Raw genomic sequence first — 25,510 nt, 5'->3', positions numbered from 1 at the left:
ATGTCCGCCCTCTACATCCTGATCCCTGTCGCCATCGGCCTGGTCGGTTTCGCCATCTGGCTGTTCTTCTGGGCGGTCGACAGCGGTCAGTACGACGATCTCGACGGCCCAGCGCACAGCATTCTGTTCGACGACGAAGATCCGCTGCACAAGGCTGGCGTCGAGCAGGCCGCGGACCACAACAAGCCGGGCAAACCTGATGCTTGAGCTGGCACCTCTGCTGGTGTCGGCGCTGATCCTTGGACTGCTCGGCGGCGGCCACTGCCTCGGTATGTGCGGCGGCCTGATGGGCGCACTGACGCTGGCAATTCCCCCCGAGCAACGCAGCAGGCGTCTACAGCTGCTGCTGGCTTACAACCTCGGGCGCATTCTCAGCTACAGCCTTGCAGGCTTGCTCCTGGGCCTGGCCGGCTGGGCCATTGCCGGCAGCAAAGCCGAAGTAGCGATGCGCACGCTGGCTGCCTTGCTGCTGATTGCCATGGGCCTTTATCTGGCCGGCTGGTGGAGCGGGCTGACGCGTATCGAAGCACTGGGCCGTGGCCTGTGGCGGCGTATCCAGCCGCTGACGCGACGCTTCATGCCCGTCAGCAGCCTGCCACGCGCCCTGATTCTCGGCGGTTTATGGGGCTGGCTGCCGTGCGGGCTGGTCTACAGCACCCTGCTGTGGGCGTCGAGCCAGGGCAATGCACTTAACAGCGCGCTGCTGATGCTGGCCTTCGGCCTGGGCACCTGGCCGGTACTGCTGGCTACCGGCCTGGCTGCCGAACGCATCACCGCTCTGCTACGCAAGCGTGGCGTGCGCATGGCTGGCGGCCTGCTGGTCATCCTGTTCGGTATCTGGACCCTGCCCGGCCCTCACCAACACTGGCTGATGGGGCACTGACTCATAGCCCGGATGCAATCCGGGGACACCTTGCTCCCGGATTGCGTCCGGGCTACGCAGCGACAACGTATCTGGCGCTCGACGCGCCCTTGATTCAGGTCAAGGCCACCCTCTACGCGCATCCCTAGACTGGCCACACAGCCTGTCCAGGATTATTTCCCATGCTCGAAACCATCCAGTGGGATGCCGACCTGATCCGCCGCTACGATCTCGCCGGCCCGCGCTACACCTCCTATCCGACCGCCGTGCAGTTTCACGACGACATCGGTCCTTTCGACCTGCTGCATGCCCTGCGTGACAGTCGCAAAGCCAAACGTCCGCTGTCGCTGTACGTGCATGTGCCGTTCTGCGCGCACATCTGTTACTACTGCGCCTGCAACAAGGTCATCACCAAGGACCGCGGCCGCGCCCTGCCCTATCTGGAAAAGCTCGAGCGGGAAATCGAGATCATCAGCCGCTACATCGATCGCAACCAGCCCATCGAACAACTGCATTTCGGTGGCGGTACACCGACCTTCCTCAGCCACGACGAACTACGCCGACTGATGCAGCACCTGCGCCAACACTTCAGCCTGCTCGACGACGATTCCGGCGATTACAGCATCGAGATCGACCCGCGCGAGGCCGACTGGTCGACCATGGGCCTGCTGCGTGAGCTGGGCTTCAACCGTGTCAGCCTCGGCGTGCAGGATCTCGACCCTGAGGTGCAGCGCGCGGTCAACCGCCTTCAGACCCTGGAAGAGACCCGCGCCATTGTCGAGGCAGCACGCACCCTGCAGTTCCGCTCGGTGAACATTGACCTGATCTACGGCCTGCCCAAACAGACCCCGGAACGCTTCGCGCGCACCGTGGCCGAGGTCATCGCCCTGCAACCGGATCGCCTGTCACTGTTCAACTATGCGCACCTACCGGAACGCTTCATGCCGCAACGGCGCATCAACAACGATGATCTGCCCAGCCCGGGCGACAAACTGGCCATGCTGCAGGCCAGCATCGAGCAGCTGACCCGCGCCGGGTATCGCTACATCGGCATGGACCACTTCGCCCTGCCCGACGATGAACTGGCCATCGCCCAGGAAGAAGGCACTCTGCAACGCAACTTCCAGGGCTATACCACCCATGGCCACTGCGACCTGATCGGCCTGGGCGTCTCCGCCATCAGCCAGATCGGCGATCTGTACAGCCAGAACGACAGCGATATCACCAGTTATCAGCAGACTCTGGGCAACGGTCAATTGGCGACACGACGCGGCTTGCACTGCAACGCAGACGACCGCCTGCGCCGGGCGGTAATCCAGCAGTTGATTTGTCATTTCGAATTGCGCTTCGCCGACATCGAACGCGCGCATGGCGTGGTGTTCCGCGATTACTTCGCCGCTCTATGGCCCGAGCTGGAGCAGCTCGCGGGTGACGGCCTGATCGTGCTCGACGAACAAGGCATTCAGGTACGCCCGGCCGGGCGCCTGCTGGTGCGTTCGCTGTGCATGCTGTTCGACCGTTACCTTAACGATCAGGTACGTCAGCGCTTTTCTCGGGTGATCTGAGCATGAATGAGTAGCCTGCGCCAGTGACGGACTCCGTCACTGGCCGTCGGATCACCCCATTGCCAGGGTGGCGGCGGTCTGCATCTGCTGACTCGACAGGCCGTTCTCGCGCATCAGCTTGATCAGGTTGGCATTGGCCGCCGTCAGTGCGCTGTTGAGCGACGCCAGCTCGCTCTGCAAGCCTTCAAGCTGCTGACGCTTGGTTTCTGCATCGAGGCTCTGATCGCTCATGACCGCCTCGATCTGCGCCTGCTTCTCGACGATCTGCGCACGCAACTCGCGGATCATCTTGAGCAGGTCCTTGATCGCCTGAGGCAAGTCACTGTTATCGATGTCATCGTTCTTGTCGGCCTTGGCCGACATGCTCTTGCCCAGCTCGGACAGGGTCACGCGCAGCCCCTCGCGCACCTCCTCCGGAGTCTGCTCGCCTGCGGTAAATTGTCGCTGAACGCCCTGGACCAGATTATTCAAGGGTCCCGTGGATGGTACGCGCATCGCGCTGCTCCCTGCGTTGGACTATGGTTCTACGATCTGGATCGGCACCCCGCGGCCAAACTTGAGCACTCGGTCAGCCCTGATATGGCTGGCCGCCACCCGAGCGCTGCTGTACCCTTACGAAAACTGCGTGTATATCCGGGAAGCCCGACGATGTCCGAGAGCATCAAGCTGCACAAGCAGCATCAAGCCCATTGCAAGGATTGCAGCCTGGCTGCCCTGTGCCTGCCCATTTCCCTGAACATGGAGGACATGGACGCGCTAGACGGCATCGTCAAACGCGGCCGCCCACTGAAAAAGGGCGAATTCCTGTTCCGCCAGGGCGATACCTTTGGCTCCGTGTTCGCCGTTCGTTCCGGTGCACTGAAGACCTTCAGTCTGAGCGATGGCGGTGAGGAGCAGATCACCGGCTTTCACCTGCCCAGCGAGCTGGTCGGCCTGTCTGGCGTCGACGGCGAGCGCTACCCGGTTTCCGCGCAGGCGCTGGAAACCACCTCGGTCTGCGAGATTCCCTTCGAGCGCCTCGACGACCTGGCCCTGCAGTTGCCGCAGTTGCGTCGTCAGTTGATGCGTATCATGAGCCGTGAGATCCGTGACGATCAGCAGATGATGCTGTTGCTCTCGAAGAAGACCGCCGACGAACGCATCGCCACCTTCCTGGTCAACCTCTCTGCCCGCTTCCGCGCCCGCGGCTTCTCCGCCAACCAGTTCCGTCTGTCCATGTCGCGCAACGAAATTGGTAACTATTTGGGCCTTGCAGTGGAGACGGTGTCTCGCGTATTTACCCGCTTCCAACAGAACAAGCTGCTCGAAGCCGAAGGCAAGGAAGTGCACATCCTCGACCCGATCGAGCTGTGTGCTCTGGCAGGCGGCAATCTCGACGTTTGAGTTCGCACAGTTTTCGCGGGCTCAACGCATTAGGACCCCACGATGATCTTTGACGAATTCAGCATCAAGACCCTGATCCGCCCGGTACCGGACTTCCCCAAGCCGGGCGTCATCTTTCGCGACATCACCCCGCTGTTCCAGTCGCCGCGCGCCCTGCGCATGGTCGCCGACAGTTTCATCCAACGTTACGTGGAGGCCGAGTTCAGCCATATCGGCGCCATGGACGCGCGCGGTTTCCTGATCGGCTCGATCATCGCCTACGAACTGAACAAGCCACTGGTACTGTTCCGCAAGCAGGGCAAACTGCCGGCGGACGTCCTCAGCGAGGGTTACCAGACCGAGTACGGCGAAGCCTTTCTCGAAGTGCACAGCGACAGTCTCTGTGAAGGCGATTCGGTACTGATCTTCGATGACCTGATCGCTACCGGCGGAACCCTGATCGCCGCGGCCAACCTGGTGCGACGCATGCGCGCAACGATCTTCGAGGCCGCCGCGATCATCGACCTGCCTGAGCTGGGTGGCTCACAGAAGCTGCAGGACGCCGGCATCCCCACCTTCACGCTGACTGCCTTCGCCCTCGACGATCAGTAAACCTGCCAGGCAGTGATCAAGTCGATGCTGTCCAAGCCAAGCTAAATCTACATTTGGACGAAAAAAAATTTACACATAGCCGAATGAATATTTTCATTTGGACGAGAACCTACCTATCCTTACCATCTTTTAATCAGGGCCTCGTCAAATGCAGTACAGCAGATACTCCGAAACGGCTGTGCGCGAGGCTTTGCTGGATACACCGGTCATATTGATTCATGGCTCACGACAGTGCGGCAAAACCACTCTGGCCCAAGCCATTGGCAAAGCTGAGGGCTATTACTACATCAGCTTTGACGATGACAACCAGTTACAGGCAGCCAAAGCCGACCCGATAGGCTTCATTAGAAATCTTCCCGAATACGTCATTCTCGATGAGATTCAGCGCGTTCCTGAGCTCTTTACCAGCATCAAGGCCAGCGTTGACCAGAACAGAAAGCCAGGTCGCTTCATCCTCACAGGATCAGCCAATGTGCTGCTGCTTCCCAAGCTGGCCGACTCACTGGCAGGCAGAATGGACATCATCCATCTGAGGCCATTGGCCCAGTGTGAAATAGCCGGGCAAAAGCCAACCTTCCTAGAGGAACTGTTTCAAGCTGATTTCAGTGCAGGCGCAAAGACCAGAAAGCTTTCAAGCCTGGGTGAATCGCTAGCAAATATCATAAGCCGTGGAGGCTATCCGTCGGCTCTCGCACGAGGCAGCGAAAAAAGACGCATAGCCTGGTATCAGGACTACATCACCACACTGATCCAGCGTGACGTTCAGGACATCGCCAACATCCATAACCTGGATGTCCTGCCGCGGCTTCTAAGCCTGGCAGCCAGCCAGACAGCACGGCTGTTTAACTCAGCAGACCTGGCCTCCCCCTTCGCGATCAGTCGCCCGACCATCGCCAACTACCTGGCATTGTTAGAGCAGGTCTTCCTGATCGAACAGCTACAGCCCTGGCACAGCAATCGCCTCAGTCGCTTGATCAAAACACCCAAAATGCACCTGGCCGATACAGGGCTGGCGTGTGCCTTGCTCGGCGTAACCAGTAAAAGTCTATGGCAAGACAAGTCACTACTGGGGCAACTGCTGGAAACCTTCGTCTATCAGGAACTACGCAAACAAGCGGACTGGCACGATGAAAACCTGACTTTCTACCATTTCCGTAACAAGGATCAGGTGGAAGTAGACATCATCATCGAACAAGGCCGACAACTGGCCGGCATCGAAATCAAGGCAGCAGCCAGTGTCACCGCCTCCGACTTCAAAGGCTTACATAAGCTGAAAGATGCCTGTGGCGAGCAATTTTCTGCTGGCGTGGTTTTCTATGATGGCGACAGCATCCTCTCATTTGGCGAGCGGTTATTCGCCGTACCTATCAGCACCCTGACGCCACAAGCGCCTGCTACCGCACAAAACCAGCCGCATCGATAATGACGTCTACGGCAGGGCCATTGAAACAATGGGTAACCCTAAATACCCACTGGAACTGTTCCTACGCGTAATCACCGTCAGCCTGGAAACCCTTAGAATCGTCCGCTCCCTTCCCATACTGGATATCGATTGACGGTTTCCCATGCACGAACTCGAACTGAATCCATCCAGCGACTGGCGTCAGCGCCTGGGCGCTGTCATGGACGGCGCCATCATGCAGCGCCTGATCACCCTGCTGATCGTCATCAATGCCATCATTCTCGGCCTGCAGACGTCACCGTCGATCATGACCGACTGGGGCACGCCGCTGCTGATCCTCGATACCGTCATCCTCACCTGCTTCGTCATCGAGCTGGCGCTGCGCTTCACCGCCCGTGGCATCGGTCTGCTGCGTGACCCCTGGGCCGTATTCGATTGCCTGGTGGTGGGCATCGCCCTGATACCAGCCAGCGGCCCCTTCGCCATGCTACGCGCCTTGCGCGTGCTGCGGGTATTGCGACTGGTGTCGATCAACCCAAGCATGCGCAAGGTGGTGCAGGCGCTGCTCGCCTCGCTACCAGGCATGGGCAGCATCGTCATGCTGATGGGGTTGGTGTTCTATGTCGCCGCGGTGATGGCCACCCAGCTGTTCGGTGAGAGCTTTCCAGAGTGGTTCGGTAACATCGGCGCCAGCCTGTACACCCTGTTCCAGGTGATGACCCTGGAAAGCTGGTCGATGGGCATCGTGCGACCGGTAATGGAAGAACATCCGCTGGCCTGGCTGTTCTTCGTGCCCTATATCCTCGTCGCCACATTCATGATGCTCAACCTGTTCATCGCCGTTATCGTCAACGCGATGCAGAACACCCACGAGCCAAATGCCGAGGAGCAAGCCGCAGTAGCTCGCGAACAGGCAATTCTCGACGAGCTGCGCGCACTGCGCAGCGAGGTGGCCGAGCTGCGCCGTAACACGCCGTAAACCCCGCCACCAGCGCAATCCGCCGTCTCTGGCACGGTGGATTGCGCGCCCTCTCCCCTGTGTCAGCCCATCAGACCCGCCTTAAGTTGGCGGCGCTCAGCGCCCGCACGCACGATAGTTACATCGTTCAATGACACAGTTGGTCTGTCGAGATTGACCATCTGCGACCCCGAGTGCTGCCAACCAGAGCCGCACGACACTTGGGAGTTCCAACTCGGAAGAGGACTCGAACGATGAGCGCCAGTACCGCCCTACCGCAGCCAAAATCCAGCTTCCCCGTGCGTCGCATGGACTTCAGTTTCAGCGAAACACCGAAATACTGGTTCTATGACGACCCCTTCATGAGCCATTTCATGAACAACCTGTCGTCGCTGTTCCCTTACGGCGAGAAGTTCTTCGTCGACAGCGTGCGCGCCGTACGCGACCAGGTCAGCGAGCCGCAGCTGAAAAAGGACATCAGCGCCTTCATCGGTCAGGAGGCCATGCACTCCAAGGAGCATGCGGCCTACAACGACTACGCCAACGAGCACGATATCGACCTGGAACGCCTCGAGCTGCGCATCAAGGTGCTGCTGGAATGGGTCACCCGTTTCAGCACCAAGAAGCAGCGCCTGGCCGCCACCTGTGCCCTGGAACACTTCACCGCGACCATGGCCGAGCAACTGCTCAAGCGTGAAGACCTCACCACGCAGATGAACGACCCGAAGCTGTATCAACTGTGGATGTGGCACGCCATCGAGGAAAACGAGCACAAGGCCGTGTGCTACGACGTCTACCAGGAGGTCTACGGCGGCTACTTCACCCGCACGTTGGTGATGCTGCTGACCACTGCGCTGTTCTTCGGCGTGATCGGCTGGTTTCAGATCCATCTGCTGCGCAAGGACGGCCAGCTGTTCAACTGGCGCAGCTGGGGATTCGGCCTGAAGAAGCTGTTTGGCCCGCGCAACGGTTTCTTCACCAAGCTGCTTGGTCCGTACCTGGACTATTACCGCCCGGGCTTCCACCCCAAGGATCACGACACCGACAAACTGGAAAATCGTTGGCGCGAGCGCCTCGGTTTCAGTAACTGACGGCCCTTGGCGTGCAGACACCAACAAGAACGACAAGCAGGAGCTCGGCCATGAATGCGCCCGTGTCACCCCCTACCGCTGCCCGTCATTGCAAGATCGCCATTCTTGGCAGCGGTTTCTCCGGCCTCGGCATGGCCATTCGCCTCAAGCAGCAGGGTGAGCAGGATTTCCTGCTGTTCGAGAAGGAAGCCGGCGTTGGCGGAACCTGGCGGGTGAACAACTACCCGGGCTGCGGCTGCGACGTGCAATCACACCTGTATTCGTTCTCCTTCGAGCCGAACCCGAACTGGACGCGGATGTTCGCCAGGCAGCCGGAAATCAAGGCGTATCTGCAAGGTTGCTGGGAGAAGTATCGGCTGCAGGACAAGACCCTGCTGGGTACCGAAGTGGTGCAGATGCGCTGGGATGAGCACGCCGAGCTGTGGCACCTGCTGGATCGCGCCGGCAACCAGTACAGCGCACAGTTCGTGGTATCCGGCATGGGCGCCCTGTCCACGCCATCGATTCCCAAGCTCAAGGGCCTGGAGCACTTCACCGGCGAGGTGTTCCACTCACAGCAGTGGAATCACGACTATGACCTGACCGGCAAGCGCGTGGCGGTGATCGGTACCGGCGCCTCGGCCATCCAGTTCGTGCCGCAGATACAAAAGCAGGTTGCGCAGCTCGATCTCTACCAGCGCACCGCGCCGTGGATCATGCCCAAGTCGGACCGCGCCATTCGCGATGATGAACGCGAGCGCTTCAAGCGCTTTCCCCTGGCGCAGAAACTCTGGCGCGGCGCCCTGTACGGCATCCTCGAAAGCAGGGTCATCGCCTTCGCCTTCGCCCCGCGCCTGCTGCGCATGGCCCAGGGCATCGCCAAGCTGTACATCAACAAGCAGATCAAGGACCCGGTACTGCGCGCCAAGGTGACTCCGGACTACACCATGGGCTGCAAGCGCGTGCTGATCTCCAACGATTACTACCCGGCGCTACCCCAGGCCAATGTCGAGGTTATCACCGACGGTATCGCCGAAATCCTACCCAGCGGCGTGCGCACCAGCGACGGCCAGGAGCGCAAGGTCGACGCGATCATCTTTGGCACCGGCTTCACTCCCAGCGACCCGCTGCCACGCGGCACGGTGTTCGGCCGTGGCGGCATCGACCTGCTCGACACCTGGCCCGAGGGCCCGGAAGCCTACAAGGGCACCATGACCGCTGGCTTCCCCAATCTGTTCTTCCTCATGGGGCCGAACACCGGCCTGGGCCACAACTCCATGGTCTATATGATCGAGTCGCAGATCACCTATGTGCTTGGCGCCCTCAAGCAGCTTGAAGAGGGCCAGCTGCAGAGCCTGGAGCCCAAACGCGAGGCGCAGGACGCCTTCAACAGGAAGATTCAAGGCACTCTCGGTAGCACCGTATGGAACACCGGCGGATGCATGAGCTGGTACCTGCACCCGGTCAGTGGCCGCAACTGCACGGTGTGGCCGGGCTTCACCTGGCGCTACCGCATGCTGACGCGTCACTTCGATCCCCCTGCCTACCACTTCAGCCGCAAGCAGGCCGCTCACCCGGCACAGAGCAACGCCATCGCCCTCGATGTGCAGGAGACCAGCGCATGAAATCCTTCGAGAACAAGGTAGCCGCCATCACCGGCGCCGGCTCCGGTATCGGCCGCGCCCTCGCCTATCAGCTGGCACGCCAGGGCTGTCACCTGGCGCTGTCCGACGTCAACGTCGAGGGTCTCAAGGAAACCGCCGAGCAGGCGCGCAAACTTGGCGTCACCGTCAGCCAGCAGCGCGTCGACGTCGCCGATCGCGCAGCCGTCGAGGCCTGGGCCGAGCAGATCGTCAGCGAATTTGGCCGGGTCAATGCCATCTTCAACAATGCCGGCGTGGCTCAGGGTGGCACCGTGGAAGGCAACGATTACGCCGACTACGAGTGGATCATGAACATCAACTTCTGGGGCGTGATCAACGGCACCAAGACCTTCCTGCCTTATCTCAAGGCGGCTGGCCAGGGCCATGTGGTCAACGTCTCCAGCGTCTTCGGACTGTTCTCCCAGCCCGGCATGAGCGCCTACAACGCCAGCAAATTCGCCGTGCGCGGTTTTACCGAGTCATTGCGCCAGGAGCTGGACATGGCCGCTTGCGGGGTGTCCGCCAGTTGTGTGCACCCCGGCGGCATCCGCACCAACATCGCCAAGACCGCACGCATGAACGACAGCTTGGTCAAGGTCACCGGCCAGGCCGCCGAACAGGCACGTCAGCAATTCAATGACCAGCTGCTGCGCACCACGCCGGACCAGGCGGCAAAGGTCATCGTAAATGGCGTGCTGGCCAACAAGCGGCGCATCCTCATCGGCGCCGATGCCCATGCCCTGGACTGGATGCAGCGCAGCATGCCGGCGCTGTATCAGCGCCTGGTCACTATCTCGATGCGCTTGGCCGCCCGCTTCGCGCCCAAGCCACGAAACGCGGACAAGGCGCGCGAAGCGACTGAGTAGCCTCACAGCAAGCACCGCACAGGGCCGGCCAATGCCGGCCCTGTGCGTTTGTCGGACAAAGCTCGCTGCTGCGCCAACTGGGCTAAGGTAGGAGAACAGACGCATCACTTATCCAAGCGGCGCCGCTACCGGCTCCCGGCTGGAACTTCGGTGTGGCGTCGACGCCGAGGGCGGCGCCTCGATCTACGAGGTGGCCTCATGAGCGCGCTTACCTGCACCCACCGCGATCACACCATCCGTGCCAGCGTCATGGAACATCCCGGCCTGCCGACACCCTGGGCCGGTGGTTGCCAGATCACCGATCCCGACGGCAACACCAGCAAGCGCCAGACCTTGCCGGTGGATTACGCTTTCATGGACGACCTGAACAAGGCCCAGCACGCGTCCATCGCACACGGCAAATGGCTGGTGGACCAGAAGCTGGATCACGGGCGCAACTGGCATTGAGATGACGGCATTACCGTAGGGTGTGCTGTGCGCACCTCAATTCCTGCACGCGCACGCTGATGCGCATGGCACACCCGACGGCTTACGCATTCTTTCGCAGCGGGTCTAGCAGCGGCTTGAGGCCGTTGTGGTCGATCTCCTGCATCAGCGCCAACAACTGGCCCAACTCGCCCCTGGGGAAGCCCGTGCGAGCGAACCAGTTGAGGTAGTGCCCCGGCAGATCGGCGATCAGCCGATCCTTGTACTTGCCATAAGGCATTCGGCGGGTCACCAGGAGTTTCAATGCTTCGGGGTTCATCGGGTACTCGAACGGCCGGACAATAATCCGGCCATTGTGCCAGGCATCGAGCCCTGTACGAAAAGCACCTAGGCGCAAAGGGCTTCGCGAACGAAATCCAGGCGATCCTGGCCAAAGAACATCTCCTCGCCGACGAAGCAAGTCGGAGCACCAAATACGCCGCGCTTGACCGCCTCCTCGGTAGTCGCCTTGAGTGCATCCTTCACTGCCGGTTCAGCGATCTGCGCCTGCAACTGTGCCGCATCGAAGCCAGCGGCCACCAGCACGCCTGCCACCTTGGCCGGATCACCCATGTTCACCCCATCGACCCAGATAGCCCGGAATAGCGCCTGCAGGGCATGGTCGAAGCGCTCCGGCTGATGCAGTTGGACGGCTACCAGCAGGCGCATCAGCGTCAGAGTATTGATCGGGAAATGCGGGTTGAAACGCATCGGTACGCCGTAACGCTCGGCAAAACGTGCCAGGTCGCGAATCATGTAGCGGCCCTTGACCGGAATCATCGCTGGCGACGCGTTGCCAGTGGCCTGGAACACGCCACCAAGCAGCATCGGCCGATACACCAGCGCGGCGCCGGCCTCGCGGCACAGGCTAGGCAACTGGGTATAGGCCAGGTAGGAGGCCGGGCTGCCCAGGTCGAAGAAGAATTCCACCGTCTTGCTCATCAGGTTCACTCGCTCTTTATCGTTATCGTGGGTTCAGCGCAGGTTACCAGCGCTCCATCCATGGCCGCAGGTCCAGCTCGAAGGTCCAGGCATCACGCGGCTGGCTGTGCAGAAACCAGTAGCTGTCGGCGATATGCTCGGGATCGAGAATGCCATCCTGATCCTTCTTGGCGTAGAGCTCCGGGAAGCTGTCACGGATGAACGCGGTATCGATGGCACCATCCACCACCACATGGGCGACATGCACGTTCAGCGGCCCCAGCTCACGCGCCATGCTCTGCGCCAGCGCCCGGATGCCGTGCTTGGCCCCGGCGAATGCAGCAAACCCGGCAGCGCCACGCAAACCCGCAGTGGCGCCAGTGAACAAAATGGTGCCACGGCCGCGGCCGACCATGCGCCTGGCCACCGCCTGACTGGTCAGGAAGCCAGAGAAACAGGCCATTTCCCAGATCTTGAAGTACTTGCGCGCGGTTTCCTCGAGAATGCTGCAGGGCACGTTGGCGCCGATATTGAACACCATTACCTCGATCGGCCCGATGTCGCGCTCGATGTTCTCGACCAGTTCAGCCACCTGCTCCTCACGCCGTGCATCGGACGCGAAACCGTGCGCCTCACCGCCCTCGCTGCGGATTTCCTCCAGCAGCGGTTGCAGTTTGTCCAGGCTACGACGGGTGACGCAGGCGACATACCCCTCACGGGCGAACCGCCGGGCGATGGCTCCGCCCGTGGCGTCACCAGCGCCAATGATCAACGCGACTTTCTTGTTTTCGTTCATGGCTTCCTCCATTGGCTAACGATCGTTAGCTGAACGAACGTTATGCTATGCTTTCGGGCAGGTCAACCCAGCATAGAACGGAGTCATCCATGCGTTATTCCACCGAACACAAGGCCGAAACCCGCGAGCGCCTGCTCGCCAGCAGCGGCGCGATTGCCAAGCAGCAAGGTTTTGCCGTGACCGGCGTGGATACGCTGATGAAGACCATCGGTCTGACCGGCGCAGCCTTCTACAGCCACTTTCCGAGCAAGGACAACCTGTTCGCCGAACTGATCGAGCGCGAGTTGCGCAACAGCCTGAGCCGCCTCGGCGGCGAAGCGGGTGACGCCGGGCGTGACAAGCTGCAACGCTGCCTGGCGGCCTATCTCAGCCTGGCGCATGTCGAACAGGCGGACAAAGGCTGCGTGCTGCCGGCACTGGGCGCGGAGATCGCCCGTGCCGATGAGCGCGTCAGGCTGCGTACCGAACAGCAGATCCTGCAGCTGCAAAGCACCTGGGCCGAGATCATCGGCGACCCGCAACTGGCCTGGACGATTCTCGCGCAATGCCTCGGCAGCCTGCTGCTGGCACGCATGATGGCCAGCGAGGAATCGCGCCAGCAGGTACTCGGCGCCAGCCTGGACATGCTCGAACACACATTGAAGCCTGTCAGCTGAGCGCGGATGCCGTTAACCTAGGCAGGTTCTTCCTGCCAGGATCGATCCATGTCGCACACCCCATCCCCGCTGGTTGGTGAAACTCCGCTGCACGCTGTCGAGGTACGCATCCTCGGCTGCTTGATCGAAAAGCAACTGACCACACCGGAAACCTACCCGCTGACGCTCAATGCCGTGCAACTGGCCTGCAACCAGAAAACCAGCCGCGAACCGCTGATGAACCTGGAAACCGGAGAAGTCGGGCGCTACCTGCGCAGCCTCGAAGGTCGCCAGCTGGTGCACCTGGTGATGGGCAGCCGTGCCGATCGCTGGGAACAGCGTTGCGACAAGCATCTGGAGTTGGTCAAGCCACAGACGGTATTGCTCGGTCTGCTAATGCTGCGTGGCCCGCAAACGCTCAACGAGCTGCTCACGCGTAGCAACCGCATGCACGACTTCGACGATGTCGCAGAAGTCCAGCATCAACTGGAGCGCCTGATCGGTCGCGGGCTGGCCCTGCTGCTGCCTCGCCAAAGCGGTCAGCGCGAGGATCGCTACATGCATCTGCTCGGCGAGCCTGCCGATCTGGAGAGCCTCCTGGCGAGCCGCCCAGCTGCTCGCCAGGAGGCTGCGGCACCTAACGAAGATCGACTGGTCGAACTGGAAGCGCGCATCGCAGCGCTGGAAGAACGCCTGGCACGCCTAGAAGGCGCGCAATGACCGCTACACCTATGGAAAAGGAGCCCAACGCGTTGAACTTCAATACTCGTTTCAGCCTGATTCTCACCGCTGCACTACTCGCCGCCGGCTGCAGCAGCAACGCCGAGAAGCCGACATCCGCAGCCGCACCGAGCGGCGCGACGCCGGATAGCTGCACCTCGTCCGCTGCCGAACACTTCAAAGGCCAGGCCGCGACGCCCGAACTGCTCGAGCAGGCACGCCAGCAGGCCGGAGCCAGCACCGCCCGCATTCTCACGCCCGACAGCGTGGTGACCTTGGAATACAATGGGCAACGCCTTAACCTCAACGTCGATGATCAGCGAATGATCACCCGCGTATCCTGCGGCTGAGTCACCAGAGGTGCGGGGTTGCCCGCACCACTTGCCGACAACGCCAACCACCCTTGCACAGGCCAATGCCATGACCTCCCAAGTGGAACCCTGCGCCGAGCTGATGCTGGATAACCAGCTGTGCTTCGCCCTCTATTCCACCTCGCTGATGATGACCAAGACCTATAAGCCCCTGCTGCAGGCGCTCGGTCTCACCTATCCGCAATACCTGGCCATGCTGGTGCTGTGGGAAAACGAGGGCATCACCGTAAGCGAGATCAGCGCACGCATGCTGACCGATCCGGGCTCATTGACACCTCTGCTCAAGCGCCTGGAAAGCGAAGGCCTGTTGCAACGCCAGCGCAGCAGTCAGGATGAACGTGTGGTGCAGCTGTACCTGACCGACAAAGGTCGCGCCCTGCACGAACAAGCCAAAGCATTGCCTGCCTGCATCCTCAAGGCTTCAGCGTTGAGTGTGGAACAGTTGAGCAAGCTGCGTGATGACCTGATCGAATTACGCGGCCACCTGCAAGACGCCCTCTGACGCCTGGCGATGCCAGTCATCGCCTGCTCCCGCAGAACCCTGGCCCTTTTCCTCTTTGGGCGAAACGCCGCGTGCGTCGTACCCAGCGACCTCACTGTGTATACGCGCCCACTCAAGCCCAACCAATGCTGAGCTGTAGCAGCCTCTGAATCGGGCAAATTCCCCCTAGTGTCGTCCGTAAGGCATGGATACATCCCTTGCCGGCCGTGCTTATTCCTGAAAATCAAATCCCTATAACAAAATCTTCCATACATTTATCTTGTGCGCTAATGTTTTGCGCAATATATTTCGCCCCATGGAAACGGTTAGCGCACAAAAGATTAGCAAACCAATCCATCCCTAACTTACCGACAAGGATCAATGCCATGACTATCGAAAACGTTCTCTACCGTGCAACCGCTGAAGCCTTTGGTGGCCGTGAAGGCCGCGCTGTCTCCTCCGACGGCATCCTCGACATCGCCCTGACCACCCCGAAAGAACTCGGCGGCGCCGGCGGTAACGGCACCAACCCGGAGCAGCTGTTCGCTGCCGGCTATTCCGCCTGCTTCCTCGGCGCCCTGAAATTCGTCGCCGCCCGCGACAAGCTGAGCATCCCGGCTGACACCTTCATCGAAGGCACCGTCGGCATCGGCGCCATCCCCACCGGCTTCGGTATCGAAGTGGAACTGCGCATCAGCCTGCCTGGCCTGGCCCCGGAAGCCGCACAAACCCTGGTGGATCGCGCGCACATCGTTTGCCCGTACTCCAACGCCACCCGCGGCAACATCGACGTCACTTTGACCATCGTCTGACAGACAGCAGCAAGCGCTCGCGGCCAGAGCCCGAGCGCGGCCTCAAGAGGAGAACCACCATGAAAACCCGCACCCTGTTCGCCACCGCACTGACCGCCATCGCCCTCAGCGCGTCGCTCACCACCCTCGCCCACAGCGCCGAGGCCACGCCCTACCGCTACGGCCAGAACCTGGATATCGCCAAGGTGATTTCCATCGACGTGCCTAACAGCTCGCTGTGCGAAGTGGTCACGGCAACGATGACCTACCGCAACAGCGCGGGTGACGTGGAGGTTCTCGGCTACGAACAACTCTCCAGCGCTTGCACCAACCAGAACTGACAACCAGCAGCCCAACTGATCGACAGGAGCTTGACCATGAACATTTCTCGCACTCTGACCGCCGGGCTGCTCGCCCTGGCCATCAACAGCAGCTTCGCCGCCGGCAGCCCCGGTGTGGAGCGCAACACCCAGGGCTTCCTCGATGCCCTGGCAGCCGGTGGCGGTCAGCCGCTGGAAACCCTTTCGCCGAAAGACGCCCGCGCTGTGCTGGTGGGGGCTCAGGCCAGTGTCCAGGTGGATCTGTCCGGCATTATCGTGGACACCAAGGTGATCCAGGTTAATGGCCAGTCGCTCACCCTCAAGGTGGTACGTCCTGAAGGCGCTCGCGGCATTCTGCCCGGCTTCATGTTCTTCCACGGCGGTGGCTGGGTACTGGGTGATTATCCGACCCACGAACGCCTGATCCGCGATCTGGTAGTAGGCTCTGGGGCGGCTGCAATCTACGTCGACTACACGCCGTCGCCGGAAGCCAAGTACCCGACCGCGATCAACCAGGCCTATGCCGCGACCAAATGGGTCGCCGACAACGGCAGCCAGATCGGTGTCGACGGTTCGCGTCTGGCAGTAGCCGGCAACAGTGTCGGCGGTAACATGGCTGCTGTGGTGGCCATCAAGGCCAAGGAAGCCGGTACGCCGAAACTGCGCGCCCAGGTCCTGCTGTGGCCGGTGACCGACGCCAACTTCAACAATGCGTCGTATAACCAGTTCGCCGAAGGCCACTTCCTGACCCGCGGCATGATGGAATGGTTCTGGGACAACTACACCACCGACCCGAAGCAGCGTAACGAGATTTATGCCTCGCCACTGCGTGCCAGCCTGGAGCAGCTCAAAGGCCTGCCGCCAGCCCTGGTACAGACTGCCGAGATGGACGTGCTGCGCGACGAAGGCGAAGCCTACGCTCGCCGCCTGAACGCTGCCGGCGTGCCGGTGACCGCCGTGCGCTACAACGGCATGATCCACGACTACGGCCTGCTCAATGTGGTGTCCGAAGTCCCGGCGGTACGCTCCGCGATGGATCAGGCAGCACAGACGCTGAAGAACAGCCTCAAGTAAGCGGCTGAAAAAACGAAACCCCGCCACCGGTAACGGTCGCGGGGTTTCGTTTTTTGTGGGACGGCTTTTAGCTGCGGGCTGTTCCTGTCGCGGCTGAAGCCCCTCTCACCGTACCGCGAGATTACGCCAAGCTAAGCACCTGCTCCCAGGTCAGATCCAGGCACTTGCGCGCTTTCTCTACCAGTTCATCCACTTCCACCTGGCTGATCACCAGTGGTGGCGCAATGATCATGGTGTCGCCCACCGCGCGCATGATCAGACCGTTGTTGAAGCAGTGGCCACGGCACACCATGCCCACGCCCACATCCCCGGAGAAGCGCTTGCGCGTGGCCTTGTCCTGCACCAGTTCGATAGCGCCGAGCATACCGACGCCACGTACTTCGCCCACCAGCGGGTGGTCGGCCAGCTCACGCAGGCGCTTCTGCAGGTAGGGCGCGGTTTCTGCCTTCACCCGTTCGACGATGCCTTCTTCCTTGAGAATGCGCAGGTTCTCCAGGCCCACCGCTGCCGCCACCGGATGGCCGGAATAGGTGAAGCCGTGGTTGAAGTCGCCGTGCGCCTCGATCACCTCGAATACCTTGTCGCTGACGATCAGTCCGCCCATCGGCACATAGCCGCTGGTGAGACCTTTGGCGATGGTCATCAGGTCGGGTTTCAAATCGTAGTACTGGCTGCCGAACCATTCGCCGGTACGGCCGAAGCCGCAGATCACTTCGTCGGCGACGAAGAGAATGTCGTACTTGGCGAGGATTTCCTTGATGCGCGGCCAGTAGGTTTCTGGCGGGATGATCACGCCACCGGCGCCCTGAATCGGCTCGGCGATAAAGGCGGCGACATTGTCTTCGCCAAACTCGAGAATCTTCCTCTCCAGTTGGTCGGCAGCCCAGATGCCGAATTCTTCCGGCGATTGATCGCCACCCTCGCCGAACCAGTAAGGCTGCGGGATATGAGCGATGCCGGGGATCGGCAGGTCGCCCTGCTCGTGCATGAATTTCATGCCGCCGAGGCTGGCGCCGGCCACGGTGGAGCCGTGGTAGCCGTTGTCGCGACCGATGATGATTTTCTTGTTCGGCTGGCCTTTGCATGCCCAGTAGTGGCGCACCAGGCGCAGCATGGTGTCATTGCCTTCCGAACCCGAACCGGTGAAGAACACGTGGTTCATGCCGGCCGGCGCCAGCTGGGAAATGGCGTGGGCCAACTCAAGCACCGGCGGGTGCGCGGTCTGGAAGAAGGTGTTGTAGAACGGCAGCTGCAGCATCTGCTTGGCGGCGGCGGCGACCAACTCCTCGCGACCATAGCCGACGGCCACGCACCACAAGCCGGCCATGCCATCGAGGATCTTGTTGCCCTCGCTGTCCCAAAGATGCACGCCCTTGGCCTCGGTGATGATGCGCGGGCCATTTTCGGCCAGCTGCTTGTAATCACTGAACGGCGCCAGGTGGTGGGCCTGGCTCAGGGCCTGCCAGTGAGCGGTTTTCGAGTTGTTCATGTCGCCTCCTTCGATCCGGGACATCACAGATACCAGCGGTATTCGCGCGGGCTGATGTCGTGCATGAAGGCCAGGTGATCCTGGCGTTTGTTCTCGCAATAAACCATGACGAACTCGCTGCCGAGGCCGGCGGCGACGCGCTCGCTGGCCTGCATGCGGCGCACGGCATCGAGCATGTCCTTGGGAAAGTCGACGCCGCTGGCGCGGTCGTCATTCAGGGGTGCAATGGGCTCGACCTTTGCGTCTAGGCCCTGCTCGATACTGGTCAGCAATGCCGCCAGCACCAGATAGGGGTTGGCATCGGCGCCCGGCAGGCGGAATTCCAGGCGCAGGTTGCGCGCGTCGGACTCGGGGATGCGCACGCAGGCGTCGCGATCCTCGAAGCCCCAGCTGGCCTTGCTCGCCGAGTTCACCTGGGCGCCAAAGCGGCGGTAGCTGTTGTGGTTTGGCGCATAGATCGGCATCAGCTGCGGCAGCAGCTCCAGGCAACCGGCCACGGCATGCCGCAACGGACGCTGCTCGTCACGCGCCAGCAGATTGTCGCCCGCCTCGCCGTAGAGGCTGACGTGGATGTGCATGCCGCTGCCCGGATACTGCAGGTAGGGCTTGGCCATGAAGCTGGCGCGATGGCCATGCTTGAGCGCCACGCCACGGGTCACCCGGCAGAACAGCGCCGACCAATCGGCAGCCTGCATCGGGTCGGCGTTATGACTGAAGTTGATCTCGAACTGCCCCGGGCCAATCTCGGCGGTGATCACCGTGGTGTCGATGCCTTGCAGGCGCGCAGTCTCGCTGATGTCGTCGAGCACCTCGGCAAAGCGCGACAGCCGCTCGATATGCATGTTCGGCTGGTCGTCGGCATCGCCGCTCAGGTCATCGCGCGGGTACTGCGGCAAACCCTCCTTCAGCGCCTTGTCGAACAGGTAGAACTCCAGCTCGAAGGCCACCACCGGGCGAATGCCGCGCGCCGCCAGGCGCTGCACCACGCGCGCCAGCACCTCGCGCGGTTCGAACTCGATGGGCGCCTCGGTACCGTCGGAACTGATCAGCATCTGCCCCAGCGGCTGGCGCTCCCAGTTCACCAACTTGAGCGTTCCGGGGATCAGCCGCCGTGGCGCATCCGGGTCGCCGTCATGGAAGCAGTAGTCGCCAATCTCGTAGAGGCCGCCCTGGGCGCCAAGCAGCACGCAGTTCTGCGGCAACTTCAGGGCGCTGCCGGCGGCGACCTTCTCCAGCATCTCGATGGGGTAGCGCTTGCCGTAGAAATGCCCGGGGATGTCCAGACAGATCAGGTCGACGAAGCGCACCTCGGGGTGGGCCTGGCGGAATTGGCGGACTTCGTCGAGCAGCTCGACTCGGGTGGCGTTCATTGTGGTGATTTCCGATTCACGGGAGGTCAGGTGTAGATCCACAACACCCGCGCGTGGGCGTCGCCTTGGTTGGCATAACGCAGGCGCGCATAGCTCGGCACCTGGAAAACGTCGCCGGGGTAAAGCGTGGCGCTCTGTTCGTCCTCGCCCAGCCATAGCGTCAGCTGGCCTTCGAGCACGTAGCCGGCCTGCTCGGAGCGGTCACTCATCTGTCGCTCGCCACTGCTGGCACCCGGCTCGAGCAGACTGTCGACGACCATGAAGGCACCCTGCAGCGTCGGCGAGGCCATGATGTCGGTGATGCCGCCAGCCAGGTACAGGGTGCGGCGTTCGTCCGGCCGGGTGACCCAATCCAGCGCCTTGGGCTTGGGCAGGCTGTAGAAATAGGTGGTGGGTACGTCGAGCGCCTCGGCGATGGCGGTCAGATCCTCCACCGTCGGGCGCGACAGGCCACGCTCGACCTGCGAGAGAAAGCCCACCGAGCGGCCGATGCGCTCAGCCAGTTCGTTGAGGGTGACCTTCTTGTGCTTGCGCAGGTCGTGGATAAGCACGGCCAGGGCCGCCATCTCCAGGTTCTTGTCCATCTCTGGGCAGTCCATTTCAGAAGCTGTCTCTTAATCGGTACCAGGCCTTGCCAATGGCCTCGAGCGGCGCCGCCAGGCGCTCGCCAAATGGAAATGCGGGGTTGCGCAGTCGCTGGTACAGGGCCAGCTCATCGTCATGGCCGAGGATCGCGTCGCTGACAGCCCGCGCCGCCGCGAGCGTGGGCAGCACGCCATGGCCGGAAAAGCCCTGTAGCCAGTAGCGGCCGTTCTCGCCACCGATATCCGGCGTGCGCGCACGGGTAATGTCGATATGTCCGCCCCAGGCGAAGTCGATGGCTACGCCTGACAACTGTGGGAATACGCGTTCGAGGAAAGGTCGCGTGGCAGCAGCCATGTCCTTCGGCAGACCGCCCAGGTAGGTGCAACCGCCGCCGAACAGCAGGCGGTGATCCGGCGTACGGCGGAAGTAATCGAGGACGAACTGATTGTCGGTGACGCAGGCATTGCGCGGCAGCAAGGCCTCGGCGCGCTCCGCACCCAGCGGCGCGGTGGCGATCTGGTAGGTGCCGACCGGCAGGATACGCCGGGCCAGGCGTGGTTCCAGAGCGTCGATATAGGTGTTGCAGGCCAGCACCAGTTGATCGGCCTGCACGCTGCCCTGCTCGGTACGCACGCGGTAGCCGTCGCCATGCATCTCCTGGCTCAGCGCACGGCTCTGCTCGAATATCTGCCCGCTGGCGCGAACGAAGGCCTCGGCCAGACCCAATGCCAGCTTGAGCGGGTTGAGGTGGCCGGCTTCTGGGTCATACAGACCTGCCTGATAACGATCACTGGCGACCCATTGCGGCATCTGCTCACGAGAGACGAACTGCAGCGCGCGGTGCCCCCACTTATAGGCGGCCTCTTCCTGCCATTCATGCAGCAGCGCCACGCGGCGCGGCAGCACTGCCGTCCACAGATGACCCCGGCGGTAATCGCAGTCGAAACCATGACGCTGCGGCAGTTCGCGCAACTCGCGGGCCGCCCAGGTCATGCCATCCCAAAGACGTCGCGCACGCTCGGTACCAAGCGCCTTTTCCAGCGGCGGCATATCGCACGACCAGCCGAGAATCGCCTGCCCGCCGTTACGCCCGGAGGCGGCCCAGGCCACGCGACTGGCCTCGAGCAGAATGACCTTGCGTCCTGCTTCGGTCAGGCGCAAGGCGGTGTGCAAGCCACTAAAGCCGGCGCCGACCACCAGCACATCACACTGCAAGTCACCCTGCAGGGTCGGATAGCGCCTCAGCCGATCCTGACAGCTCTGCGCGTAGTAGCTGTCGACGTGCTCACTGGCGTGGCGAAACATAGATGACTCATGAAATTTTTAATAATTAATTTCATGAAAATCTATAGAGATAAATTCACAAAGGCAAGTCTGAGCGACTCAGGCGACCTGCTGCTGTAACTCCATGCCGCATTCGAGCTGAGTGAACAGCCCTTCGTTTATAGCCTGAGCCACTACCCGGCGCAGACCTTCGCTGCCGAGGAAAGCGTCACGTGCCGCAGCTGAGCGCCACTGCCCTTCTATCAACCAGGTCAGTGGATCATTGTGCAGAGGAAATACACGCAGGCGTTCGCAGCCCGGCATATCTCGCCCAACCTCGTGCAACCGCGCCAGGCACTGACCCAACCGAGTCGAACGGCCATGACGGGCACAAAGGGTCATACGATGAATGATGCTCATGGCAACCTCCTGGAACTGAATCAATACAGACCGGCAGCGTTTCGCTGCAAAACATGGGGCGCTGCGTCCGGCTCGGCAAAAGCCGCGTCGCCAACGGCTCTTGAGTCGAGCCAGGCCGTGGCGAGCAACAATAGGGTCAGCGGTGCGATCAACCATTTACTGGACATGGCTCGCTCCTTTCGTGACGTAGGTGGGCACCACTTAGCGGGTGATATGGCTACTGCATGCGTTTGGGCCAGCACAGAGGCACGACGCGATGACGACAAAGATCAGGCATATGGTCATCCCAGCGTTAGTCGATTACTGGCAGATTCTTGCCTAAACCTGCATTGACTGGATCACTACCAGGCAGCCGAATCGTCATGCGATAAACCTTGAAATACTCTGTATAACTGGTCATTTGCCCATTACTGGCAAATATTTGCCTAATCCTGCCGCCCCTCATGACTTGCCTGAAAAACCTGGCTAGGCTTCGCTGACTTTCCGGAGGCGCGCCATGCAGTCACCCATTCACACCGCCACAACGCTCGACACTCCCCTTGCCGAACTCAGCCATGAAATGGCGCGCCTGGTCGATCGCTTCGTTCCCGAGGACGGCCTGCACCTCACTGCTATTCCAGGGTTGAAACTGGCGCGCGCCACGACGCCGAGCCTGCCGATGCAGACGGTCTACGACCCGTGCCTATGCATCATCGCCCAGGGCCGCAAGGAGATACGCCTGGGTGACGAACTCTATGTCTACGATCCACTGAACTATCTGGTGGCATCGGTGGTGCTGCCGGTGACGGGCCGAGTGATCGAAGCCAGCCCGGAGGCGCCGTACCTGAGTATTGCACTGGAGATCGATCCAGCCCTGATCAGCAGCCTGCTCACCGAGATGCCGCCCATTCCGGCACCGGATGCTGCCTCACAGCGCGCGCTGTTTCTCGATCGTCTCGACCCACGCCTGCTGGATGCAGTGATTCGCCTGCTGCGCCTGCTGGAAACCCCGCGCGACATCGCCATGCTGGCGCCACTGGCCCTGCGCGAGATTTTCTATCGCATGCTACTCAGCCCACAGGGCCATCGCCTGCATGAAGTGGTCATCGCCGACAGCCAGAGCCAACGCATCTCCCGCGCCATCGAGTGGCTGCGCAAGAACTTCGACCAGCCGTTGCGTATCGAGGAGCTGGCCCGCGAGGTGAACCTGAGCCCGTCGACCCTGCACCATCGCTTCAAGGCCGTGACGGCATTCAGCCCGCTGCAGTACCAGAAGCAACTGCGCTTGCAGGAGGCCCGCCGGCTGATGCTGTGTGACAACCTCGAGGCCGCGGCGGCCAGCTATCGCGTTGGCTACGAAAGTCCATCGCAGTTCAGCCGCGAATACAGCCGCCTGTTCGGTGATCCACCGCAACGCGACATCGCCCGCCTGCGCCAGGCAGCGCAGAGTCAGGCAGCGTCCTGATCACCGATTTCCGTGGGAGGCGCTTTAGCGGCGAGCTTTTTCGTCTCATTTAGGCTGATCGCGGCTGAAACCCCTCCCACACCAGCAGCTACAAACCCATCTGCTTCGAAATGATCTCGTTCATGATCTCGCGCGTACCGCCACCAATGGAAAGGATGCGGTTGTCGCGGTACAGGCGCTCGACCACAGACTCGCGCCATAAAGGCCCAGATGCCGTTTCTACAGCCCCATCTGCTTCGAAATGATCTCGTTCATGATCTCCCGCGTGCCGCCGCCGATGGAGAGAATGCGGTTGTCGCGGTACAGCCGCTCGACGAGAGACTCACGCATGTAACCCATGCCGCCCATGATCTGCACCGCATCGTAGGTCAGACGGTCAGCGATATCGGTGGCGAAGTTCTTGGCCATGGAAATCTCCTTGATCACGCTTCTGCCAGCCGCCATCTGTGCGGCCTGGCGGTAGGTGAACTCACGCGATACCTCCAGCTGGGTCGCCATCTCGGCCAGACGGTGCTTGAGCACCTGGAACTTGCCCACTGGTTTGCCGAACGCCTGACGCTCGCGCGCCCATTTCATCGACTCTTCCAGCGCCAGTTGCGCGGTCATGTTGGCCATGATTGCCAGGCTCAGGCGCTCGCTCTGGAAGTTGGCCATGATGCAGGCGAAGCCGGCGTTCTCCACACCAATCAGATTCTCCACCGGCACCTTGCAATCATCGAAGAACAGCTCGGCAGTGTCGGACGCCCACCAGCCCATCTTCTTCAGCTTGCGCCCGACGGTGAAACCCGGCGTACCCTTCTCCAGCAGCAACAGGCTGACGCCGCCAAAGCCCTCGCCACCGGTACGCACCGCGACCGTGTAGTAATCGGCACGCACACCACTGGTGATGAAGGTCTTGCTGCCATTGATGCGGTAGTGGTCGCCGTCACGCACGGCGCGGGTCTTGAGACTGGCCACATCGGAGCCACCAGAAGGCTCGGTCACCGCCAGCGCCATGATCTTCTCGCCAGCCAGCACCTGCGGCACCACACGCTCGAGCACGGCGGGCTTGGCCCATTTGACGATGGGCGGCAAACCGATATCCAGTGAACCCAGCCCGGCCACCAGTCCGCCCGAGCCACTGCGCATCAACTCCTCGCTGGCCGCGACCTTGGCGAACACATCGCCCTCGTGACTGCCGCCGAACTGCTCCGGGTAGCCGATACCGAGAATGCCTGCGGCGCCGGCTTTGAGGTACAGCTCACGAGGAAACTCCTCGGCCTCCTCCCACTCGTCGATATTCGGCAGGATCTCGCGCTCGACGAAACGCCGAACGGAATCACGAACCAGTTGGTGGGATTCATCGAAATACGACAAAGGGGCGGCCATGCGGGTACTCCCGTTATTGTTTTGGCCACCCTAACCTAGCGCTTGCTTGGTTTTCAAGCGAGCGTTTCATTTCTGCTCGCGCAGCGCCTTCCTCACCCGCTCGCCCATTTCGTAGGCCGGCCCTTCCACTGACTGGAAATTACGGGTGTAGCGCTGGGCGAAGCCATCAGTGCCCCACTCGCGGTACTGCTGCACATGCCATAACTCATGCGCCCACAGCACAGCATCCTCTGCGGCGGCATCGCTGCTGCGAAACACCACCACGTCGACCAGCGTCACAGCCTGTACATCGGGGTTCTGCAGCATGACGGTGGCAGCATCCATCTCGTCGGTGATACCGACGCGATAACGCACTTCATCGAGCAACGCATCGTCGTAGAACGGCGCGAGCTGCGCGCGAATCATCAAAGGGATCGGCTCGGTGCCAGCGCGCAACGATGCCTGACGCGACTGCAACAACCAGGCTTCGAGCCGCGCCGCCGCCAGGTTCAGCCCATCTTCACGCATCCGTACCGGATCCGGCACGCATAGGCAGGAGCTGCCCAGGCACACCTGTACCTGCCCGGCCGGGCATTGAGCTTGCGCGGCCAGGGGCGCTGCAAGCAGGAGTAACAGGGCAATACGGCGCAGAGTGTCAGCGATCACAGGCACTCCGAA

The 25,510-nt window shown here is 61.6% G+C and carries 32 protein-coding genes; 19 read left to right on the top strand and 13 right to left on the bottom strand.

Going from position 1 to position 25,510, the window contains the following annotated elements; translation table 11 throughout:
• The 3 genes from ccoS to hemN all read left to right on the top strand — a co-directional run bounded on the left by ccoS (position 1) and on the right by hemN (position 2,427).
• On the top strand, positions 1-207 hold the full coding sequence (gene ccoS / locus RTH74_RS08750; RefSeq protein ID WP_099523671.1) for a cbb3-type cytochrome oxidase assembly protein CcoS: 207 nt from the start codon (positions 1-3) through the stop codon (positions 205-207).
• Positions 200-883, top strand: a complete 684-nt coding sequence (locus RTH74_RS08745) for a sulfite exporter TauE/SafE family protein (protein ID WP_316914417.1) — start codon at positions 200-202, stop codon at positions 881-883. Before ccoS ends, RTH74_RS08745 begins: the two co-directional genes overlap by 8 nt.
• Positions 884-1,044: 161 nt before the next feature.
• Positions 1,045-2,427, top strand: coding sequence for an oxygen-independent coproporphyrinogen III oxidase (gene hemN, locus RTH74_RS08740; protein WP_316914416.1), 1,383 nt, complete (start codon positions 1,045-1,047; stop codon positions 2,425-2,427).
• Positions 2,428-2,478: 51 nt separating this feature from the next.
• Here hemN and RTH74_RS08735 read toward each other — a convergent pair whose 3' ends face one another.
• Positions 2,479-2,922: a hypothetical protein gene (locus RTH74_RS08735; protein WP_316914415.1), complete on the bottom strand. Its 444-nt coding sequence runs from the start codon at positions 2,920-2,922 to the stop codon at positions 2,479-2,481.
• A gap of 153 nt (positions 2,923-3,075) precedes the next feature.
• Here RTH74_RS08735 and fnr point away from each other — a divergent pair, with 153 nt between their 5' ends.
• The 8 genes from fnr (at position 3,076) to RTH74_RS08695 (ending at position 10,787) form a co-directional block, all read left to right on the top strand.
• Entirely contained in the window at positions 3,076-3,810 is a 735-nt protein-coding gene (gene fnr / locus RTH74_RS08730; RefSeq protein WP_316914414.1) for a fumarate/nitrate reduction transcriptional regulator Fnr, read from the top strand.
• 42 nt (positions 3,811-3,852) lie between these two features.
• Complete coding sequence (locus RTH74_RS08725; protein ID WP_316914413.1) at positions 3,853-4,401, top strand: adenine phosphoribosyltransferase; 549 nt, start codon at positions 3,853-3,855, stop codon at positions 4,399-4,401.
• A 148-nt stretch (positions 4,402-4,549) separates the two neighbouring features.
• Positions 4,550-5,824 carry an ATP-binding protein gene (locus tag RTH74_RS08720; RefSeq protein WP_316914412.1) on the top strand — a complete coding sequence of 425 codons (1,275 nt, stop codon included), beginning with the start codon at positions 4,550-4,552 and terminating at the stop codon, positions 5,822-5,824.
• A gap of 142 nt (positions 5,825-5,966) precedes the next feature.
• Complete coding sequence (locus tag RTH74_RS08715) at positions 5,967-6,782, top strand: ion transporter (protein ID WP_316914411.1); 816 nt, start codon at positions 5,967-5,969, stop codon at positions 6,780-6,782.
• Positions 6,783-7,015: 233 nt separating this feature from the next.
• On the top strand, positions 7,016-7,852 hold the full coding sequence (locus RTH74_RS08710; protein ID WP_099523663.1) for a metal-dependent hydrolase: 837 nt from the start codon (positions 7,016-7,018) through the stop codon (positions 7,850-7,852).
• A 50-nt stretch (positions 7,853-7,902) separates the two neighbouring features.
• Positions 7,903-9,456, top strand: a complete 1,554-nt coding sequence (locus tag RTH74_RS08705) for an NAD(P)/FAD-dependent oxidoreductase (protein WP_316914410.1) — start codon at positions 7,903-7,905, stop codon at positions 9,454-9,456.
• A complete protein-coding gene (locus RTH74_RS08700) occupies positions 9,453-10,340 on the top strand; it encodes an SDR family NAD(P)-dependent oxidoreductase (RefSeq protein ID WP_316914409.1) in 888 nt (295 codons plus the stop codon). Before RTH74_RS08705 ends, RTH74_RS08700 begins: the two co-directional genes overlap by 4 nt.
• A gap of 198 nt (positions 10,341-10,538) precedes the next feature.
• Positions 10,539-10,787 (top strand): hypothetical protein, encoded by a 249-nt coding sequence (locus tag RTH74_RS08695; RefSeq protein WP_316914408.1) that lies wholly within the window; start codon positions 10,539-10,541, stop codon positions 10,785-10,787.
• 82 nt (positions 10,788-10,869) lie between these two features.
• Here RTH74_RS08695 and RTH74_RS08690 read toward each other — a convergent pair whose 3' ends face one another.
• The 3 genes from RTH74_RS08690 to RTH74_RS08680 all read right to left on the bottom strand — a co-directional run bounded on the left by RTH74_RS08690 (position 10,870) and on the right by RTH74_RS08680 (position 12,522).
• Positions 10,870-11,085, bottom strand: coding sequence for a DUF3820 family protein (locus tag RTH74_RS08690; protein WP_316914407.1), 216 nt, complete (start codon positions 11,083-11,085; stop codon positions 10,870-10,872).
• A 68-nt stretch (positions 11,086-11,153) separates the two neighbouring features.
• Entirely contained in the window at positions 11,154-11,747 is a 594-nt protein-coding gene (locus RTH74_RS08685) for a 2-hydroxychromene-2-carboxylate isomerase (RefSeq protein WP_316914406.1), read from the bottom strand.
• 43 nt (positions 11,748-11,790) lie between these two features.
• Positions 11,791-12,522, bottom strand: coding sequence for an SDR family oxidoreductase (locus tag RTH74_RS08680; RefSeq protein ID WP_125879340.1), 732 nt, complete (start codon positions 12,520-12,522; stop codon positions 11,791-11,793).
• Between the two features lie 89 nt (positions 12,523-12,611).
• Here RTH74_RS08680 and RTH74_RS08675 point away from each other — a divergent pair, with 89 nt between their 5' ends.
• The 7 genes from RTH74_RS08675 to RTH74_RS08645 all read left to right on the top strand — a co-directional run bounded on the left by RTH74_RS08675 (position 12,612) and on the right by RTH74_RS08645 (position 16,914).
• Positions 12,612-13,178, top strand: coding sequence for a TetR/AcrR family transcriptional regulator (locus RTH74_RS08675; RefSeq protein WP_316914405.1), 567 nt, complete (start codon positions 12,612-12,614; stop codon positions 13,176-13,178).
• 48 nt (positions 13,179-13,226) lie between these two features.
• On the top strand, positions 13,227-13,877 hold the full coding sequence (locus RTH74_RS08670; RefSeq protein ID WP_316914404.1) for a DUF480 domain-containing protein: 651 nt from the start codon (positions 13,227-13,229) through the stop codon (positions 13,875-13,877).
• A gap of 11 nt (positions 13,878-13,888) precedes the next feature.
• A complete protein-coding gene (locus RTH74_RS08665) occupies positions 13,889-14,227 on the top strand; it encodes an I78 family peptidase inhibitor (RefSeq protein WP_166432397.1) in 339 nt (112 codons plus the stop codon).
• Positions 14,228-14,297: 70 nt separating this feature from the next.
• On the top strand, positions 14,298-14,750 hold the full coding sequence (locus RTH74_RS08660; protein WP_099523645.1) for a MarR family winged helix-turn-helix transcriptional regulator: 453 nt from the start codon (positions 14,298-14,300) through the stop codon (positions 14,748-14,750).
• Positions 14,751-15,115: 365 nt separating this feature from the next.
• Positions 15,116-15,541 carry an organic hydroperoxide resistance protein gene (locus RTH74_RS08655; RefSeq protein WP_036994554.1) on the top strand — a complete coding sequence of 142 codons (426 nt, stop codon included), beginning with the start codon at positions 15,116-15,118 and terminating at the stop codon, positions 15,539-15,541.
• Between the two features lie 59 nt (positions 15,542-15,600).
• A complete protein-coding gene (locus RTH74_RS08650; protein ID WP_316914403.1) occupies positions 15,601-15,861 on the top strand; it encodes a DUF2790 domain-containing protein in 261 nt (86 codons plus the stop codon).
• Between the two features lie 36 nt (positions 15,862-15,897).
• The gene (locus tag RTH74_RS08645; RefSeq protein ID WP_125881802.1) at positions 15,898-16,914 is read left to right on the top strand and encodes an alpha/beta hydrolase; all 1,017 of its coding nucleotides are present in this window, start codon (positions 15,898-15,900) and stop codon (positions 16,912-16,914) included.
• 121 nt (positions 16,915-17,035) lie between these two features.
• Here the strand turns inward: RTH74_RS08645 and RTH74_RS08640 are convergent, their stop codons facing one another.
• The 6 genes from RTH74_RS08640 to RTH74_RS08615 form a co-directional block, all read right to left on the bottom strand.
• Complete coding sequence (locus tag RTH74_RS08640; RefSeq protein WP_316914402.1) at positions 17,036-18,403, bottom strand: aspartate aminotransferase family protein; 1,368 nt, start codon at positions 18,401-18,403, stop codon at positions 17,036-17,038.
• Between the two features lie 23 nt (positions 18,404-18,426).
• Positions 18,427-19,773 carry a glutamine synthetase family protein gene (locus RTH74_RS08635; protein ID WP_316914401.1) on the bottom strand — a complete coding sequence of 449 codons (1,347 nt, stop codon included), beginning with the start codon at positions 19,771-19,773 and terminating at the stop codon, positions 18,427-18,429.
• 26 nt (positions 19,774-19,799) lie between these two features.
• The gene (locus RTH74_RS08630; RefSeq protein ID WP_316914400.1) at positions 19,800-20,357 is read right to left on the bottom strand and encodes an XRE family transcriptional regulator; all 558 of its coding nucleotides are present in this window, start codon (positions 20,355-20,357) and stop codon (positions 19,800-19,802) included.
• A gap of 16 nt (positions 20,358-20,373) precedes the next feature.
• Positions 20,374-21,663: an FAD-binding oxidoreductase gene (locus RTH74_RS08625; RefSeq protein ID WP_316914399.1), complete on the bottom strand. Its 1,290-nt coding sequence runs from the start codon at positions 21,661-21,663 to the stop codon at positions 20,374-20,376.
• A 78-nt stretch (positions 21,664-21,741) separates the two neighbouring features.
• On the bottom strand, positions 21,742-22,041 hold the full coding sequence (locus RTH74_RS08620; protein ID WP_099525510.1) for a putative quinol monooxygenase: 300 nt from the start codon (positions 22,039-22,041) through the stop codon (positions 21,742-21,744).
• A 20-nt stretch (positions 22,042-22,061) separates the two neighbouring features.
• Entirely contained in the window at positions 22,062-22,208 is a 147-nt protein-coding gene (locus RTH74_RS08615) for a hypothetical protein (RefSeq protein WP_316914398.1), read from the bottom strand.
• A gap of 329 nt (positions 22,209-22,537) precedes the next feature.
• On the opposite strand from RTH74_RS08615, the gene RTH74_RS08610 reads away from it, so the two are divergent.
• Positions 22,538-23,485: an AraC family transcriptional regulator gene (locus RTH74_RS08610; protein WP_316914397.1), complete on the top strand. Its 948-nt coding sequence runs from the start codon at positions 22,538-22,540 to the stop codon at positions 23,483-23,485.
• An 88-nt stretch (positions 23,486-23,573) separates the two neighbouring features.
• Here the strand turns inward: RTH74_RS08610 and RTH74_RS24190 are convergent, their stop codons facing one another.
• From RTH74_RS24190 to RTH74_RS08600, 3 genes are all read right to left on the bottom strand, one after another.
• Positions 23,574-23,672 carry an acyl-CoA dehydrogenase family protein gene (locus tag RTH74_RS24190; protein WP_420713146.1) on the bottom strand — a complete coding sequence of 33 codons (99 nt, stop codon included), beginning with the start codon at positions 23,670-23,672 and terminating at the stop codon, positions 23,574-23,576.
• Between the two features lie 32 nt (positions 23,673-23,704).
• Positions 23,705-24,853 carry an acyl-CoA dehydrogenase family protein gene (locus RTH74_RS08605; protein WP_316914396.1) on the bottom strand — a complete coding sequence of 383 codons (1,149 nt, stop codon included), beginning with the start codon at positions 24,851-24,853 and terminating at the stop codon, positions 23,705-23,707.
• Between the two features lie 66 nt (positions 24,854-24,919).
• Positions 24,920-25,498 (bottom strand): DUF4157 domain-containing protein, encoded by a 579-nt coding sequence (locus RTH74_RS08600; RefSeq protein WP_316914395.1) that lies wholly within the window; start codon positions 25,496-25,498, stop codon positions 24,920-24,922.
• Positions 25,499-25,510 lie beyond the last annotated feature (12 nt).

It is taken from the genome of Pseudomonas sp. zfem001 (assembly GCF_032621725.1).
GTDB classification, from domain to species: domain Bacteria; phylum Pseudomonadota; class Gammaproteobacteria; order Pseudomonadales; family Pseudomonadaceae; genus Aquipseudomonas; species Aquipseudomonas sediminis.
Note: the sequence above shows the minus strand (reverse complement) of the source record. Positions and strands in the feature narration are given on the sequence as shown.

Coding starts and splice junctions, on each gene's coding strand:
- RTH74_RS08700 (WP_316914409.1), top strand. CDS start 9,453: ATGAAATCCTTCGAGAACAAGGTAGCCGCCATCACCGGCGCCGGCTCC.
- RTH74_RS08625 (WP_316914399.1), bottom strand. CDS start 21,663: ATGTTTCGCCACGCCAGTGAGCACGTCGACAGCTACTACGCGCAGAGC.
- RTH74_RS08675 (WP_316914405.1), top strand. CDS start 12,612: ATGCGTTATTCCACCGAACACAAGGCCGAAACCCGCGAGCGCCTGCTC.
- RTH74_RS08650 (WP_316914403.1), top strand. CDS start 15,601: ATGAAAACCCGCACCCTGTTCGCCACCGCACTGACCGCCATCGCCCTC.
- RTH74_RS08640 (WP_316914402.1), bottom strand. CDS start 18,403: ATGAACAACTCGAAAACCGCTCACTGGCAGGCCCTGAGCCAGGCCCAC.
- RTH74_RS08735 (WP_316914415.1), bottom strand. CDS start 2,922: ATGCGCGTACCATCCACGGGACCCTTGAATAATCTGGTCCAGGGCGTT.
- RTH74_RS08635 (WP_316914401.1), bottom strand. CDS start 19,773: ATGAACGCCACCCGAGTCGAGCTGCTCGACGAAGTCCGCCAATTCCGC.
- RTH74_RS08660 (WP_099523645.1), top strand. CDS start 14,298: ATGACCTCCCAAGTGGAACCCTGCGCCGAGCTGATGCTGGATAACCAG.
- RTH74_RS08615 (WP_316914398.1), bottom strand. CDS start 22,208: ATGTCCAGTAAATGGTTGATCGCACCGCTGACCCTATTGTTGCTCGCC.
- RTH74_RS08745 (WP_316914417.1), top strand. CDS start 200: ATGCTTGAGCTGGCACCTCTGCTGGTGTCGGCGCTGATCCTTGGACTG.
- hemN (WP_316914416.1), top strand. CDS start 1,045: ATGCTCGAAACCATCCAGTGGGATGCCGACCTGATCCGCCGCTACGAT.
- RTH74_RS08685 (WP_316914406.1), bottom strand. CDS start 11,747: ATGAGCAAGACGGTGGAATTCTTCTTCGACCTGGGCAGCCCGGCCTCC.
- fnr (WP_316914414.1), top strand. CDS start 3,076: ATGTCCGAGAGCATCAAGCTGCACAAGCAGCATCAAGCCCATTGCAAG.
- RTH74_RS08680 (WP_125879340.1), bottom strand. CDS start 12,522: ATGAACGAAAACAAGAAAGTCGCGTTGATCATTGGCGCTGGTGACGCC.
- RTH74_RS08605 (WP_316914396.1), bottom strand. CDS start 24,853: ATGGCCGCCCCTTTGTCGTATTTCGATGAATCCCACCAACTGGTTCGT.
- ccoS (WP_099523671.1), top strand. CDS start 1: ATGTCCGCCCTCTACATCCTGATCCCTGTCGCCATCGGCCTGGTCGGT.
- RTH74_RS08710 (WP_099523663.1), top strand. CDS start 7,016: ATGAGCGCCAGTACCGCCCTACCGCAGCCAAAATCCAGCTTCCCCGTG.
- RTH74_RS08720 (WP_316914412.1), top strand. CDS start 4,550: ATGCAGTACAGCAGATACTCCGAAACGGCTGTGCGCGAGGCTTTGCTG.
- RTH74_RS08610 (WP_316914397.1), top strand. CDS start 22,538: ATGCAGTCACCCATTCACACCGCCACAACGCTCGACACTCCCCTTGCC.
- RTH74_RS08645 (WP_125881802.1), top strand. CDS start 15,898: ATGAACATTTCTCGCACTCTGACCGCCGGGCTGCTCGCCCTGGCCATC.
- RTH74_RS08620 (WP_099525510.1), bottom strand. CDS start 22,041: ATGAGCATCATTCATCGTATGACCCTTTGTGCCCGTCATGGCCGTTCG.
- RTH74_RS08670 (WP_316914404.1), top strand. CDS start 13,227: ATGTCGCACACCCCATCCCCGCTGGTTGGTGAAACTCCGCTGCACGCT.
- RTH74_RS08705 (WP_316914410.1), top strand. CDS start 7,903: ATGAATGCGCCCGTGTCACCCCCTACCGCTGCCCGTCATTGCAAGATC.
- RTH74_RS08715 (WP_316914411.1), top strand. CDS start 5,967: ATGCACGAACTCGAACTGAATCCATCCAGCGACTGGCGTCAGCGCCTG.
- RTH74_RS08690 (WP_316914407.1), bottom strand. CDS start 11,085: ATGAACCCCGAAGCATTGAAACTCCTGGTGACCCGCCGAATGCCTTAT.
- RTH74_RS08630 (WP_316914400.1), bottom strand. CDS start 20,357: ATGGACAAGAACCTGGAGATGGCGGCCCTGGCCGTGCTTATCCACGAC.
- RTH74_RS08725 (WP_316914413.1), top strand. CDS start 3,853: ATGATCTTTGACGAATTCAGCATCAAGACCCTGATCCGCCCGGTACCG.
- RTH74_RS08695 (WP_316914408.1), top strand. CDS start 10,539: ATGAGCGCGCTTACCTGCACCCACCGCGATCACACCATCCGTGCCAGC.
- RTH74_RS08665 (WP_166432397.1), top strand. CDS start 13,889: ATGGAAAAGGAGCCCAACGCGTTGAACTTCAATACTCGTTTCAGCCTG.
- RTH74_RS08655 (WP_036994554.1), top strand. CDS start 15,116: ATGACTATCGAAAACGTTCTCTACCGTGCAACCGCTGAAGCCTTTGGT.